The 13,895-nt window shown below is 68.2% G+C and carries 14 protein-coding genes; 4 read left to right on the top strand and 10 right to left on the bottom strand.

Features of this window, described 5'->3' with window-relative positions; translation table 11 throughout:
* Positions 1-82 precede the first annotated feature (82 nt).
* Complete coding sequence (locus ACIQCS_RS09475) at positions 83-313, top strand: hypothetical protein (RefSeq protein ID WP_345849494.1); 231 nt, start codon at positions 83-85, stop codon at positions 311-313.
* Between the two features lie 93 nt (positions 314-406).
* Here the strand turns inward: ACIQCS_RS09475 and holA are convergent, their stop codons facing one another.
* The 4 genes from holA to ACIQCS_RS09455 all read right to left on the bottom strand — a co-directional run bounded on the left by holA (position 407) and on the right by ACIQCS_RS09455 (position 4,948).
* The gene (gene holA, locus ACIQCS_RS09470; RefSeq protein ID WP_345849495.1) at positions 407-1,423 is read right to left on the bottom strand and encodes a DNA polymerase III subunit delta; all 1,017 of its coding nucleotides are present in this window, start codon (positions 1,421-1,423) and stop codon (positions 407-409) included.
* The gene (lptE, locus tag ACIQCS_RS09465) at positions 1,420-1,923 is read right to left on the bottom strand and encodes an LPS assembly lipoprotein LptE (protein WP_280277442.1); all 504 of its coding nucleotides are present in this window, start codon (positions 1,921-1,923) and stop codon (positions 1,420-1,422) included. The genes holA and lptE overlap by 4 nt, the downstream gene beginning before the upstream one ends.
* Positions 1,920-4,433, bottom strand: coding sequence for a leucine--tRNA ligase (leuS, locus tag ACIQCS_RS09460; RefSeq protein ID WP_345849496.1), 2,514 nt, complete (start codon positions 4,431-4,433; stop codon positions 1,920-1,922). Before leuS ends, lptE begins: the two co-directional genes overlap by 4 nt.
* 77 nt (positions 4,434-4,510) lie before the next feature.
* Positions 4,511-4,948, bottom strand: coding sequence for a DUF3576 domain-containing protein (locus ACIQCS_RS09455; RefSeq protein ID WP_086127797.1), 438 nt, complete (start codon positions 4,946-4,948; stop codon positions 4,511-4,513).
* Positions 4,949-5,168: 220 nt separating this feature from the next.
* On the opposite strand from ACIQCS_RS09455, the gene ACIQCS_RS09450 reads away from it, so the two are divergent.
* Positions 5,169-5,909, top strand: a complete 741-nt coding sequence (locus ACIQCS_RS09450) for a hypothetical protein (RefSeq protein WP_345849497.1) — start codon at positions 5,169-5,171, stop codon at positions 5,907-5,909.
* A 402-nt stretch (positions 5,910-6,311) separates the two neighbouring features.
* On the opposite strand, the gene ACIQCS_RS09445 is transcribed toward ACIQCS_RS09450, so the two are convergent.
* Positions 6,312-6,803 carry a thiamine phosphate synthase gene (locus ACIQCS_RS09445; RefSeq protein WP_345849498.1) on the bottom strand — a complete coding sequence of 164 codons (492 nt, stop codon included), beginning with the start codon at positions 6,801-6,803 and terminating at the stop codon, positions 6,312-6,314.
* Positions 6,804-6,861: 58 nt separating this feature from the next.
* On the opposite strand from ACIQCS_RS09445, the gene ACIQCS_RS09440 reads away from it, so the two are divergent.
* Together ACIQCS_RS09440 and ACIQCS_RS09435 are read left to right on the top strand one after the other, a co-directional pair.
* Positions 6,862-7,530: a YggS family pyridoxal phosphate-dependent enzyme gene (locus ACIQCS_RS09440; protein ID WP_345849499.1), complete on the top strand. Its 669-nt coding sequence runs from the start codon at positions 6,862-6,864 to the stop codon at positions 7,528-7,530.
* On the top strand, positions 7,527-8,189 hold the full coding sequence (locus ACIQCS_RS09435) for an HAD family phosphatase (RefSeq protein ID WP_345849500.1): 663 nt from the start codon (positions 7,527-7,529) through the stop codon (positions 8,187-8,189). The genes ACIQCS_RS09440 and ACIQCS_RS09435 overlap by 4 nt, the downstream gene beginning before the upstream one ends.
* A 44-nt stretch (positions 8,190-8,233) precedes the next feature.
* Here the strand turns inward: ACIQCS_RS09435 and ACIQCS_RS09430 are convergent, their stop codons facing one another.
* From ACIQCS_RS09430 to ACIQCS_RS09410, 5 genes are all read right to left on the bottom strand, one after another.
* Complete coding sequence (locus tag ACIQCS_RS09430; protein ID WP_345849501.1) at positions 8,234-8,611, bottom strand: hypothetical protein; 378 nt, start codon at positions 8,609-8,611, stop codon at positions 8,234-8,236.
* Positions 8,612-8,670: 59 nt separating this feature from the next.
* Positions 8,671-9,714, bottom strand: a complete 1,044-nt coding sequence (gene ribA / locus ACIQCS_RS09425) for a GTP cyclohydrolase II (RefSeq protein ID WP_345849502.1) — start codon at positions 9,712-9,714, stop codon at positions 8,671-8,673.
* Positions 9,711-10,493 carry an exodeoxyribonuclease III gene (locus ACIQCS_RS09420; protein WP_345849503.1) on the bottom strand — a complete coding sequence of 261 codons (783 nt, stop codon included), beginning with the start codon at positions 10,491-10,493 and terminating at the stop codon, positions 9,711-9,713. Before ACIQCS_RS09420 ends, ribA begins: the two co-directional genes overlap by 4 nt.
* Positions 10,494-10,716: 223 nt before the next feature.
* Positions 10,717-11,355: an outer membrane lipoprotein carrier protein LolA gene (locus ACIQCS_RS09415; protein ID WP_345849504.1), complete on the bottom strand. Its 639-nt coding sequence runs from the start codon at positions 11,353-11,355 to the stop codon at positions 10,717-10,719.
* An 88-nt stretch (positions 11,356-11,443) separates the two neighbouring features.
* Entirely contained in the window at positions 11,444-13,765 is a 2,322-nt protein-coding gene (locus tag ACIQCS_RS09410; RefSeq protein ID WP_345849505.1) for a DNA translocase FtsK 4TM domain-containing protein, read from the bottom strand.
* Positions 13,766-13,895 lie beyond the last annotated feature (130 nt).

Here is a 13,895-nt window from a genome sequence, read left to right as displayed (position 1 = left end):
ATGGATTAGTCTCGACGCTTGAGGGAATTGCGCACTTCGCGTTGGTCGAGTCATCTCTCTCTAGTTGTGAAGGGAGAGATAGATGACGGAGCATGCCCCGCTAACGCCTAGTCAGCGCGAATTGTGCAACAAGATCGCCGCCGCTCCGATGAGGATGACGAGTGGAGAAATGACATCTGCTGATAGTGTCGGAAAGGACGCCACGTTCCTGATGAACGCAGGCTATCTTAACGGCGCCGTTGTCTATGTTGCTCAGGAAAGCCGGGACAGCGTGATCGAACTAGTGCGTTCAGGTAAGGCGCTGCCTGTCTAGGTTCACGATTCAATCAGCAGATATCGTCATCCCCGCGCGGGTGGGGATGACGATGACCCGTCCTTCAACAGGGCTGACAGAGACAGCCGGGGCTTAACCTCGCGCCCGCGCCGCCTGGCGCGCGATCGTCACCGCCTCGGCATCCGCCAGCACTTCGCCGGCGCTGCCCGAATGCATCATCGCCCGTTCGGCCTCGCGCACCCGATCGATCGCGCGGGCGAGCTGCACGCCGTTCCAGCGGCGCAGCGCGCGGCCGGTGGCGGCTTTCTCGCGGAAGAAAACGCGATGTTTCTCAAGCACTTCATCCATATCGCCGCCGCGATCCAGGTCGATCCGCATTTCGGCCATGGATTGCAGCCGCCGGGCGAGCTGGCGCATCAGCGGCACGCCGATGCCTTCGCCCAGCCGGGCGAGCTCGGTGCCGATATCGCCGACACGGCCATCCACCACCGCCGTGATCGCATCGCTCAGGTCCGAATCGCCCAGATCGGCGCCGATCGCGTCGAGCGCAGCGCCATCGGCATCCCTGGGCCGCTCCGGCGCCGCATCGAGATAGAGCGCCAGCTTCTCGATCTCGCGCGCCAGGATCGCCCGGTCGCCCGCGGTGGCGGTGGCGAGCCGTTGCGGCACGTCGCCGGTTAGCCGCAGGCCGTGCTCGCGCGCGATATTGGCGGCCAGGCGGGTCGCGTCGATGCCCTCGGGCACATAACAGGCATGGGCATAGGCGTTCTGCGCGGCGATCACCGATTTCACCAGCTTGCCGCTTGCCTTCAGCCCGGGGCCGATCGCTACCACCGGATTGCCGGCGCGCTCGGCGTTCAGCAGCAGTCCGATCGCTTCCGCCGCGCCTTCCTCGACGCCCAGCACGCGGACATAGCGGGCGCCGCCGAACAGCGAGAGCGATGCCGCTTCGTCGGCAAGCCGGCCGGGCTGCTCGCGCAACGCCTTCATGTCGAGGTCGATGCGTTCGGCTTCCGGCCCCAGCGCCTTGCCGAGCCTCGCGGCGAGATCGGCGGCGCCGGCCTCGTCAGGACCGTGGAACAGGTAGAGCCGCGTGTCGGGGTTGAGCTTCTCGATCGCGGCGCGGATCTGCGTCGCGTTGGCCTTCACTGGCTGCCCGTCCCGGGCGCGTTCTGCGCATAGCGGGCGACGCGCGCGACGATCTGGTCGGCGACGATGCCCGAAAGCCGCTCGAGCGCGCTCTTCTCGGCCGCGATCGTGGCATATTCGCTGCCGACCACGTCGATGCCGGCATCGGAGCCCGCGGTGGCGTCGAGCACGACATTGCCGTTCGAGAGGTCGATCAGCTGGTAGCGCGCACGCAGCGTCCGCCGCTCGCGTGCCACCGAATCGTCGCGCCGCACGCCCAGGCCCGCGATCTGGTCGTCCAGCGTCACTTCCAGCCGATAGCGGGCAGGGGCGTCATTATGGTCGAGCCGGTCCTTGAGCGCATTGGCGACCAGCCAGCCCGACTGGCCCTTGATCGGCGCGACTTCGACCGCGGAGAGCGTGGAGCGCACCGCGCCATCGGGCCCGCCGCCATAGAGCGGGCGAAGGCCGCAGCCCGACAAGGCGAGCGCGGCGGCGGCGAGGAGCGCCAGCTGCCTCATGCGACGATGTTCACCAGACGATCGGGCACGACGATCACCTTCCTGGGTTGCTTGCCTTCGAGCGATCGAACGATCTTGTCGCTGGCAAGTGCCGCGGCTTCGACCAGATCCTTGGCCGCGCCCTTCGGCATTAGCAGCGTATCGCGCAGCTTGCCATTCACCTGCACGGCGATCGTCACTTCGTCGTCGACGAGCAGCGCGGGAGCCACGGCGGGCCATTCGGCATCGGCGATCAGGCCCGGATTGCCCATGGCCGCCCAGGCTTCCTCGGCGATGTGCGGCACCATCGGCGCGACGATGCGGGCGAGGGTGCGGATCGCTTCCGTTCTGGACGCCGAAGGCTGCGCCTTCTCGATCGCGCCGACCAGCTCGTAGAGCTTGGCGACCGATTTGTTGAAGGCCAGCGCCTCCACATCCTCGGCCACGCCGGCGATGGTGCGGTGCAGCCGCTTGTCGAGCTCGACATCGCGGCCGGTGCCGGCTTCGCCGTCCGAAAGGCTGTCGAACAGGCGCCACAAGCGGTTCACGAAGCGCCAGGCGCCTTCGATGCCGTTCTCGGTCCACTCCAGGTCGCGCTCCGGCGGCGAGTCCGAGAGCATGAACCAGCGCACCGCGTCGGCGCCATATTGGTCGACGATCGGCTCGGGATCGACGGTGTTCTTCTTCGACTTGGACATCTTCTCGATGCGGCCGATCTCGATCGGCTCGCCCGAGGCGAGGCCCACTGCGCCGGCGCTGTCCTTGCGAATTTCCTGGGGCGAGAGCCAGCGACCGTCGAGCGACTTGTAGGTCTCGTGCGTCACCATGCCCTGGGTGAACAGGCCGGCGAACGGCTCGGTCACGTCGAGCTTGCCGATATGGCGCAGCGCCCGGGTGAAGAAGCGGGCATAGAGCAGGTGCAGGATCGCATGCTCGACGCCGCCGATATACTGGCCCACCGGCAGCCATTGCTCGGCCACGGCCTTGTCGAACGGCTTGTCGCTCGGCTGGCTGGCGAAGCGGATGAAATACCAGGAGGAATCGACGAAGGTGTCGAGCGTGTCGGTCTCGCGGCGCGCGGGCGCGCCGCATTTCGGGCAGTCGACATGCTTCCAGCTCGGATGGCGGTCGAGCGGGTTGCCGGGCACGTCGAAGCTGACATCCTCGGGCAGCACCACCGGCAGCTGGTCGCGCGGCACCGGCTGGGCGCCGCAGCTCTCGCAGTGGATGATCGGGATCGGCGTGCCCCAATAGCGCTGGCGGCTGACGCCCCAGTCGCGCAGGCGCCACACCGTCTGGCCCTTGCCCCAGCCACCTTCCTCGGCGCGCTGGATGACGGCGCGCTTGGCGTCGGCCACGTCCATGCCGTCGAGGAAGTGCGAGTTCACCAGCGTGCCCGGGCCGGTATAGGCCTCGGCATCGCGGAATTCGGGCGCGGTCTTGTCGCCTTCGGAGACGACGCGACGGATCGGCAGCGAATATTTGCGCGCGAATTCGAAGTCGCGCTGATCGTGCGCCGGCACGCCGAACACCGCGCCGGTGCCATAGTCCATCAGCACGAAATTCGCGATATAGACCGGAACTTGCCAAGCGTTATCAAAGGGATGCGTCGCGGTGAGGCCGGTGTCGAAGCCCAGCTTCTCCTGCGTCTCCAGCTCGGCCGCGGTGGTGCCGCCCTGCTTGCACAGCTCGATGAACGCGCCAACTTCCGGGTTCGAAGCGGCCAGCTTCTGCGCGATCGGATGATCGGCCGCCACGGCAATGAAGCTCGCCCCGAAGATCGTGTCGGGGCGGGTCGTGTAGACCTGGAGCTTCTCGCCGTCGGAAAGCGTCCAGTCGAACTGCAGGCCCTCGGACTTGCCGATCCAGTTCTCCTGCATCAGCTTGACCTTGTCCGGCCAGTGCTCGAGCCCGCGCACGCCTTCCAGCAGGTCCTCGGCGAATTCGGTGATCTTGAGGAACCACTGGCTGAGCTTGCGCCGCTCGACGAGCGCGCCCGAGCGCCAGCCGCGCCCGTCGATCACCTGCTCATTGGCAAGCACGGTCATGTCGACCGGATCCCAGTTGACCGCCGATTCCTTGCGGTAGACCAGGCCGTTCTCGAAGAAATCGAGGAAGATGGCCTGTTCATGGCCATAATAGTCGGGCTCGCAGGTGGCGAGCTCGCGGGTCCAGTCGAGCGCGAAGCCCAGGCGCTTCAGCTGCGCCTTCATCGTCGCGATATTGGCGCGGGTCCAGCTGCCGGGATGGACCTTCTTCTCCATCGCGGCATTCTCGGCCGGCATGCCGAACGCATCCCAGCCCATCGGATGGAGCACTTCCATGCCCTGCATCCGCCGGAAGCGCGCGAGCACGTCGCCCATCGTGTAGTTGCGGACATGGCCCATATGGATGCGCCCCGAGGGATAGGGGAACATCTCGAGGACGAAGCTCTTGGGCTTGGGCGAATCGTCACGCGCGGCGAAGGTGCGGTTCTCTTCCCACACCTTCTGCCATGCGGCGTCCGCCTTCAACGGGTTGAAGCGAGACAAATCAGTTCCTGCTGTCTTCTCGCGGTGCCGGCCTGCTTCGCCGGGCGGGAGAGCAGGCTGGAACCGTCACTAGGGGATCAGTTGGTGGCCACGGCGGCGCGGCGCAGGTCGCGGGCGCGCGTGAGGATGATGTCCTCGAGCTTCTGCACCGTTGCGGCCTGGACCGGCGCGGCGACCCAGGCGCCGCCCCGGTTCACTTCGCGCAGCGCCGCGACGCGCAGCGCATCGGCGCGCAGATCCTGGTCGAGGATCGTCACGGTGACCTTCATCCGCTCGGTCTGGACATTGGGATTCACGTACCAGTCGGTCACGATCACGCCGCCGTTCGAATCCGTCTGGAGCAGCGGCATGAAGCTCAGCGTGTCGAGGCTGGCGCGCCACAGATAGGAGTTGACGCCGATCGTCGTCACCTTCGAGGCGGCGAGATCCGCCTCGGGGCGCTTGGTGTGACCGCCGCACGCGGTGATCGAGAGAGCAAGCGACCCCAGGATCGCGGTGCGCAACAGGCGGTTCATCGTCACATTCCTACCAGGCGAGAAAAGTCGGGAGCATCTATAGTGGCGCATGTGGCGGGAGCAAGGCGGGAAGCCATGCCCCGATTCGCACGTTTGAAACACTGCTGGTTAAAGGGGCTGCAAGCAGATTCTGTGGGTCTGGTGCAACACCGTCACGAAATTTGTGCCACCGGTGGAACCATGGTTCCGAATCATGGTAGGCGACATCATCTAGGGATTCATGACGATGCGAGTCGGACGGACGAGGACGGGAATTGCACTGGGAGCGCTCTGCGCTGCCGGGCTCCTGCTCGCGCCGGCGATCCAGGCGCAGACCAGCAGGGTCGATCGCGTCGTCCCGGCCAAGCGCGCCGCCGTGCCGGCGCGCGGCGGCATCGGCATCTTCACGCCGGCTGCAGCCGATCCCAAGCTCGCCGCGGTGCTCGCCCGTTCGGGCCTGCCCGAGGGCAGCTTCCGTTTCACGCCGGCCGAAGCGCGTGGCGGCAGCCATGGCGTGACCGTCGCCGTCCGTGCCACTTCGAGCCGTGCGGTGCGCGGCCGCGACGTGGCGCATGAGGTTGCCGTCGCGGCGGCCGCGCCGGTCAACCTGGCGCCGATCTCGTACAATCTCGGCGTCTCGGTCGGCTGGAAGCGCCTCGCCGTCTCGGGCGATGTGACTCGTGTCGAGCTGGTGGACCAGCCCGGCAGCCGCGAGCGGGCCGATATCGGCGTCAGCTACACCGGCAAGCGCCTGAGCGGCCGGCTGAGTGCGTCGGCGGATCGTCCGCTGGCCAACACGCCGGTGCTGATCGGCGACAAGCCGAGCTATTCCATCGATCTGGGCGGCAGCTATTCGCTGACCCGCAACCTGGATGTGACTGCGGGCGTGCGCTATCGCAGCGAGGAAGATCGCCTGCCCAAGCTCAACGAGAGCCGCCGGGACAGCCAGGCAGTCTATGTGGGCACCGCCTTCCGCTTCTGACGGCGCGTCCGTCCTTCCCAACGCCTGACGTCATCCCCGCGAAAATTGCTTGCCGTAAGTCCGGATGCCTTTCCGTTGTCGCGACGGCGAAGCTTCGGGATAGTCCGGAGCAAGCCGCGCCCGCTCTGCCTGCGGCTCCGGATCCCTGTCCTTGCCGGGGTGGCGGAGACAGGGTCGGGTTCTTGATCCACGGGCACGCCTTAATCAGCAAACCCCGTCATCCCCGCGAAGGCGGGGTCCAGGGTAGCTCGGGACAACGACGCCACTAGGCGGGCGCTCTCCGGAAAGCGCAGGGCTCGACTGCGTGCAATCCGCCCCTGGCCCTGGATCCCCGCTTTTGCGGAGATGACGAAGGAAATCGATACGGCGAATGAAATCAAAGGCTTTGATCGGGTTTTGATCCTAGTCTGTCGATCCGGCCCAGGCGTCGATCGCCGCCCATCCATATATCCCGAACGGCCCGAGGCTGGCCGCCCTGCGCGCGTCCATTCCGCCCAGAGCGATCACCGGCACGCCGAGCCCCCGTGCCAACAGGCCGAAGCGCGCCCGCCCGAGCACCCGGGCGCCCGGATGCGAGCGGGTGGGAAAGGCGGGCGAGACGAACAGCGCGTCCACGCCCGTCCGCCGCGCGGCGATCGCCTCGCGCCGGCTATGCGCGGGCGCCGTGCGCAGGCCCGGGCCGCGCCCGCCATGCACGCCCGATTCGCCGCGCATCGGCTGCGCCCCGGCCCGAATGAGCGTCAGCCCGCGCCGGCGTGCCACCTTCAGCACCTTCGCGAACAGCGCCCGCCGCTCGGCCGGCGGCAGGCCGTAATGCCGGAACACCACGCCACCCCCGCGCGGCAGCCGCGCCAGCGCATCCCACAGGGCATCGCCCATGCGTTCGTCGGTCATCAGCCAAAGGCGCGGGAGGGGGTGGCGGCGGCGCATCGCCCTGCCTATAGCGCGGGCCATGCCGATAGACGAAGCCAGCCAGCGCCTTGCCGATGTGCGCGCCCGAATCGCGCGCGCGGCCAGGATCGCCGGGCGCGAAGCCGACGCGGTCACGCTGATCGCCATCTCCAAGACGCATGATGCCGACGCCATCCGCCCGCTCATCCGGGCTGGCCAGCGCGTGTTCGGCGAGAATCGCGTGCAGGAGGCCGAGGGCAAATGGCCGGCGCTGCGCGAAGCGGCGCCGGACGTGGCGCTCCACCTGGTCGGCCAGCTCCAGTCGAACAAGGCCGAGGACGCCGTGGCGCTGTTCGACGCGATCCATTCGGTCGACCGCGCTTCGCTGGTGCATGCGCTCGCCCGGGCGATGGACAAGGCGGGCAGGCGCCCCGCCTGCTTCCTCCAGGTCAATATCGGAGACGAGGAGCAGAAGGGCGGCTGCGCCGTGGCCGCGCTGCCCGAGCTGCTCGCCGAGGCGCGTGCCGCGGATCTCCCCGTGCAGGGGCTGATGTGCGTGCCCCCGCTCGATCTCGAGCCCGCCCCCTATTTCGCCCTGCTCGCCAGCATCGCCCGCGATCACGGCCTTGGCGGGCTCTCCATGGGCATGTCGGGCGATTTCGAGACGGCGGTGACGATCGGCGCGACGCATGTCCGCGTCGGCACTGCCCTGTTCGGAGCGCGCGCGTGAAATATGATGCGATATTGTTCGATTTCGACGGCGTGCTGCTGGAGAGCGAAGCGGCCGGCAACCGGCAGATCGCGGCCTATCTGACCAGCATCGGCCATCCGACCACGCCCGAGGATTCGATGGCCAACTTCATGGGCCTGTCGGGCGCGGATTTCCTGGGCGCGATCGAACGCTGGATCGGCCGGGCGATACCCGAGGATTTCCACGCCGCCCGCGCCGAGGAGGATGCGCGCGTGCTGGAGGAGGGGCTGCCCGCCGTTGCCGGGGCGATTCGCTTCGTCGAGGAATTGCCCGCCGGACTGCCCCGCGCGATCGCCTCGTCGAGCTCGACCCGGTGGATCAGCCGGCACCTCGCGCATCTCGGCATCCGCGCCGCGTTCGGCGAGCATATCTATAGCGGTCACGAGCATGTCGCGCGGGGCAAGCCGGCGCCCGATCTCTATCTCCACGCCGCGGCAGCGATCGGGGTGCCGATCCGGCGCTGCGTGATCCTCGAGGATTCGCCGGTCGGGGTGACCGGCGCGGTCGCCTCGGGTGCCGATGTCATCGGGCTGTGCGCCGGCTCGCATTGCGCGCCCGACCATGCCGAGCGCCTGCGCGCGCTGGGCGTGACGCTGATCGCGCATGATTTCGACGAAGTGGCGCGGCTGGTCGCCTGACCGGCACCGCAACGACGCGGCGAAGCGTGAGAAAGCGCCGTGGGCTAGAGGCCCCGCGCCTCGCGGGCGAGCAGATGCTCCCGCAGCGCCATGGCGTCAGCCAGCGCATTGTGCGGCCGCTTGCTCATCGCCGCGCTGTCGAAGCCGAAGGCGTCGCACAGCTCGAAGCGGATGCGGTCGATCGGATGGCGCCGGCCCGGCGCGACGATCAGCAGCTGCGCGGCATGGGCGATGTCCTCCGGCCAGTCGGCGACGAGCAGCGGGTCGGGGTCGTTGCCCAGATAGGCGGCAAAGGCCTGGCCCATCGCTGCACGCGATATCGGCGCCGTATCGAGCACCGGCAGGATGTGCGCCGCCACCCAGGGCGTGGGGTCGGGGCAGGGCAGCGCTTCGTAGAAGGGGGTGCTCCCATCCTCGGGCACCAGCGCCAGCGCGATCAGCGGCCCGCCAACGCCGTTGAACTCGGTGTCGAGGAAATATCTCAGAACTGGTGCCCCGTCCGGTCGCGCTTGGTGGCGAGATAGCGTTCATTGTGCGGGTTGGGCGGCAGGAAATGCGGCACCCGCTCGGCCACCCGGATTCCCGCCGTTTCCAGCGCGGCCACCTTGTCGGGATTGTTGGTCAGCAGCCGCACCTGGCGCTGGCCGAGCAGCGACAGCATCTTCGCCGCGGTGGCGAAGTTGCGCGCGTCGATCGCGAAGCCCAGCCGGGTATTGGCGTCGACCGTGTCGAAGCCCTGGTCCTGCAGCGCATAGGCGCGCAGCTTGTTGATCAGCCCGATCCCGCGCCCCTCCTGGCGCAGGTAGAGCAGCACGCCCCAGCCGCTGGCCCGGATTTCGCGGATCGCCGCCTGGAGCTGGGGCCCGCAATCGCATTTCAGGCTGCCCAGCACGTCCCCGGTCAGGCACTCGCTGTGCAGGCGCACCAGCGGCGGCTTGCCGTTCGGCTCGCCAATCAGCAGCGCGACATGCTCGCCGGGCATCTCGTCGGTGCGAAAGGCGACGATCTCGCTATCCTCGGCATCGGCGACCGGCAGCCGGGCGCGGGCGACGATGCGGAGGCGGTCGGCATCCTCGTGCGCGTCGATGTCGGCGGGGGTGATCGCTTCCTCGCCGGCGGCGCGGCGCACGAAGAAAGCCGGCAGCAGCCCGGCGACGCGCGCCAGCCGCAGCGCGGCGGCGGCCAGTACGGGCTCGGCCAGCGGAATCGCGCGGAAGGGGCCCTTCAGGGGCGTGGCGAGATCGAACTGGGGATCGGCGAGCGCCGTCGCCATGTCGAAATCGAGCCAGGGCGCGCGCGCCACCAGCACCGGCGCATCGGGCGTCGCCGCATCGCGCTGGTTGGCGAGCTTGAGCGTTGCCGCGCGTCCGGCCGAGAGCAGCAGGTCGGCCGTGCCCGCTTCGTCGAACGCCGCGAGCCGCCGGGCATCGCCGGTCTCGACCGCGAGCAATGCGAGGTCCCCGATCGCCACGGGCCAGCCCCGGCGCAGCGCATCGATGGCGCGGGCGGCCTGGTGCGCGCTCAAAGATCGAACTCGGTGACGATGGGCACATGGTCGGAGGGCTTGAGCCAGGAGCGGCAGGGCTCGCACACCTTGTGCGACACGGCCTTCGCGGCGACGTCGCGGCTCGCCCACATGTGATCGAGCCGGCGGCCGCGGTCGGACGCCGCCCAATCCTTCGCCCGGTAGCTCCACCAGCTATAATAGCGCGCCGGCGCGGGGATGAAGTGGCGGCCGAGATCGACCCAGTCGTTCGCCGCCTGGAGCCGGCCCAGCGTCTCCACTTCGATCGGCGTATGGCTCACCACGTCCAGCAGCTGCTTGTGGCTCCACACATCGCTTTCCAGCGGCGCGACGTTGAAGTCGCCGGTCAGGATCGAGGGGACGTCCAGCCCTTCGGACCAGGTGATCATGCGCTCGAGGAAATCGAGCTTCTGGCCGAATTTCGGGTTCACCGCACGATCGGGAACATCACCCCCGGCGGGGACATAGACGTTCTCCAGCCGCACGCCGCCCGGCAGCCGCACGCCGACATGGCGGGCCTCGCCGTTTGCCTGCCAGTCGAACCGGTCGTCCTCCACCACCGGCACGCGGGCGATGATCGCCACGCCGTGATGCATGCGCTGGCCGTGCTTGATGATGTGGTCATAGCCGAGCGCACGGAACGGGGCCTCGGGGAAGTCCCCGTCGATCACCTTGGTTTCCTGGAGGCAGAGGATGTCGGGCGCTTCCTCGCGCAGGAACTGCTCGACGATCTCGATGCGGAAGCGGACGGAGTTGATGTTCCAGGAAGCGATCTTCATCGGGCGGGATTTAGGCGGTGTTTCGCCTCCGCACCAGTGGGGAGGCCCGGACAAGGAAAGGCCCCCGCTCCGGGGGCAATGGAGCGAGGGCCGACCTAGCGTTCGTCACGCAGGCGGGAAGTGAAGATCCCGAGCAACAGGGGGAAAATCCCGGGTACGCCCTCACATCCGCAATACAGGTTCTAGGCTGGCCAACCTGTCGCCAGCATGAACGATGTTCAGCTTAGCGCGGCCCCTGGCGGCGGGGATCGTTCCAGCGGAACGTTCCGTCGCTGACGTTCGTGTTGAACGCCTGGTCCGACAGGCGGATCGTCGTGCGGTTGTTCTGCGAATCGAGCGCCACCCAGCCCTGGAGCATCAGCCCGCCCGGCGCCGAGGCGTTCTTCTGGAAGATCAGGGTGATGCGGCCATATTCGGGGTGATCCGTGTCATGCACCTCCACCGAGACGAGCTGGTCGCTCCCGGTGGGGATCACCTTGGCGTATCTGGCGATGTCCTTCTTGGGGTTGAGCAGCACGGCGAGCGGCGAGTTGCCGATCGGCCAGCGCTCGACCTGGCGGACCTGATAGTCGATGAAATAGAGGCTGCGCCCGTCGGCGACGATCAGCTGGGGCACGCCCTTCTGATACTGGAAGCGGATCTTGCCCGGGCGCTTCAGCGTCATCGTGCCGGTGAGCGTGCGGCCGTTGCGGTCGGTCTGCGCGAAGCTGGCAGTCATCGAGCTCACGGCTTCGAGATGCTGCTGCACCTGGGCGAGCTGGTCGGCCGGCGCCGGTGCCGAGATCGGTGCCGGCGCGGGCGCCGCCGAGATCAGCGCCGGGGCTGAAAGGGCGAGGCTGAGGGCGAGGGGCCGGGCAAACACGTGTCGATTCTCCGAAATTGCGGCTGATGCCCTGAGGGCATGGGCTTGAATGCCCCCTGAACCCGCCAGGCGCGGTTTTCGATCCCGTCTAGAGCTGCCGGCCGTCGGTATCCATCAGCACTTCCCGGCGGCCGACATGGTCGGGGCGCGAGACGAGCTCGTCCTTCTCCATGCGCTCGATCAGGCGCGCGGCGCTGTTATAGCCCACGCGGAGCTGGCGCTGCAGCCAGGAGGTCGAGGCCTTCTGGCTCTCCGCCACCAGCTGGATCGCGCGGCGATAGAGCTGGTCCTCGGGCGAATCGTCACCCTCCGGGGCGCCGTCCAGGCTGAAGCCGCCATCCTCGGGCTCTTCGGTGACCGCGGAGATATATTCGGGCGTGCCTTGCGCGCGCCAGTGATCGGACACGGCCTGGACTTCGTCGTCGCTGACGAACGGGCCGTGCACGCGGACGATCTGCTTGCCGCCCGGCATGTAGAGCATGTCGCCCTTGCCCAGCAGCTGCTCGGCGCCCTGCTCGCCCAGGATGGTGCGCGAATCGATCTTGCTGGCGACGTAGAAGGACAGGCGGGTCGGCAGGTTCGCCTTGATCACGCCGGTGATGACGTCGACCGAGGGGCGCTGCGTCGCCATGATCAGGTGGATGCCCGCCGCGCGCGCCTTCTGCGCCAGCCGCTGGATCAGGAACTCCACTTCCTTGCCCGCGGTCATCATCAGGTCGGCCAGCTCGTCGACGATCACCACGATCTGCGGCAGCGGCTGGAGGTCGAGCGCTTCCTCCTCGTAGATCGGCTTGCCGGTGTCGGGGTCATAGCCCACCTGCACCTTGCGGCCGAGCTTCTGGCCCTTGGCCTTGGCCTGGCGCACCTTGTCGTTGAACGAGGCGAGGCTGCGGACATTGGCATGCGCCATCATCCGGTAGCGATCCTCCATCTGCTCGACCGCCCATTTCAGCGCGCGCACCGCCTTGGCCGGCTCGGTCACCACATCGGCGAGCAGGTGCGGGATGTCCTTGTACATGCTCAGCTCGAGCATCTTGGGATCGATCATGATCATCCGGCACTGCTCGGGCGTGAGCCGGTAGAGCAGCGAGAGGATCATGCAGTTGAGCCCCACCGACTTGCCCGAGCCGGTGGTGCCGGCGACGAGCAGGTGCGGCATCGGTGCCAGGTCGGCGATCACCGGATCGCCCGCGATGTTCTTGCCGAGCACCAGCGGCAGCGTCGCCCCCTGGTCCTCAAAGGCCTGGCTGGCGACCAGCTCGTGCAGATTGACCGATTCGCGCGCCGCATTGGGCAGCTCGATGCCGATCACGCTGCGCCCGGGGATAGTGGCGATGCGCGCCGAAGTGGCGGACATGTTGCGCGCCACGTCGTCGGCGAGCTGGATCACCCGGCTCGCCTTGATGCCTGCCGCCGGCTCGAGCTCGTACATGGTGACGACCGGGCCGGGCCGCACCTCGACGATCTGGCCCTTCACGTTGAAATCGTCGAGCACGCTTTCGAGCAGCCGGGCGTTGCGCTCCAGCGCCGCCTTGTCGATCCCGGCATTCTTGTTGACCGGCGGCGGCTTGAGCAGGTCGATCGAGGGCAACTGATAGCTGTCCTTGAAATCGAGGCTGGTCTGGGTCGGCGGCTTGGTCCGTGCAGGCGAGGGGGTGAGGTTGCGATCGGCGATCACCGGGCCGGGCCGGGTGTCGGGCACCACCGTCTTGCGCGGTTCGCGACCCTCGCGGATCTTCGGCTCAGGCGCGGCGAGCAGCTCCTTCTCCGGCGCGCCGAGCAGGGCCGTCTTGCCCGGCCCCTTGAGGCTGGGGATGCCCGGCAGGCTCACGCGCTCGGGCAGCGAGAAATCGAGGCTGCGCCACCAGATGAACAGGCCGATCAGCCCGCAGACCAGGCCGAGGCCGCGCCCGGCCCACCAGCTGATCACCGGATCGCCGGCAAAGCCGATCAGCCAGTTGAAGAAGCCGGCGATCGACAGGCCGACCACGCCGCCCCAGCCGCCCGTCAGCGACAGCACCGCGTCGGCGGAGAAGAAGGCGAGGGCGGTGGCGGTGAAGACCACGCCCAGGCTCACGCCGCGGAACATGGTGCCCCAGTTGCCCACCGGCCGGTCCTTGAGCAGGCGATAGGCGACGATCAGCCCGATCGGCAGGAACAGCACCACTGCGGGGCCGAGCAGCGCGAACAGGAAATCGGCGGTCCAGGCGCCGGGCTCGCCCATCCAGTTGCGCGCGGGGCCGGCGGCCGCGGTGTTCATCGACGGATCGGTCGGCTGGTAGCTGCCCAGCGCCACGCCGAGCGCGAGCACGCCCAGGAACAGAGCGGCTCCGCCAATCACCGCGCCGCTGCGGCGCGCGCCGGCCTTCATGGTTTCGCGCCAAAGCGGCGCCTGTGCCCGGGACGCCATGCCCAGCCTCCAGATTTTCAGGGGTGCGGGCCGGTTAATCGCCCGAGCGGACTCCGTCGTCAAGCGTTCCCCGCACGTTCCGCCGCATCTCGCGCGGGGATGACGGACGGGAAGGGAGGCGCTACGGCGG

Source organism: Sphingomonas sp. NPDC092440 (assembly GCF_044754985.1).
Taxonomy (GTDB): domain Bacteria; phylum Pseudomonadota; class Alphaproteobacteria; order Sphingomonadales; family Sphingomonadaceae; genus Sphingomonas.
Note: the sequence above shows the minus strand (reverse complement) of the source record. Positions and strands in the feature narration are given on the sequence as shown.

Coding starts and splice junctions, on each gene's coding strand:
- ACIQCS_RS09475 (WP_345849494.1), top strand. CDS start 83: ATGACGGAGCATGCCCCGCTAACGCCTAGTCAGCGCGAATTGTGCAAC.
- lptE (WP_280277442.1), bottom strand. CDS start 1,923: ATGAGGCAGCTGGCGCTCCTCGCCGCCGCCGCGCTCGCCTTGTCGGGC.
- ACIQCS_RS09455 (WP_086127797.1), bottom strand. CDS start 4,948: ATGAACCGCCTGTTGCGCACCGCGATCCTGGGGTCGCTTGCTCTCTCG.
- ACIQCS_RS09450 (WP_345849497.1), top strand. CDS start 5,169: ATGACGATGCGAGTCGGACGGACGAGGACGGGAATTGCACTGGGAGCG.
- ACIQCS_RS09445 (WP_345849498.1), bottom strand. CDS start 6,803: ATGACCGACGAACGCATGGGCGATGCCCTGTGGGATGCGCTGGCGCGG.
- ACIQCS_RS09440 (WP_345849499.1), top strand. CDS start 6,862: ATGCCGATAGACGAAGCCAGCCAGCGCCTTGCCGATGTGCGCGCCCGA.
- ACIQCS_RS09420 (WP_345849503.1), bottom strand. CDS start 10,493: ATGAAGATCGCTTCCTGGAACATCAACTCCGTCCGCTTCCGCATCGAG.
- ACIQCS_RS09410 (WP_345849505.1), bottom strand. CDS start 13,765: ATGGCGTCCCGGGCACAGGCGCCGCTTTGGCGCGAAACCATGAAGGCC.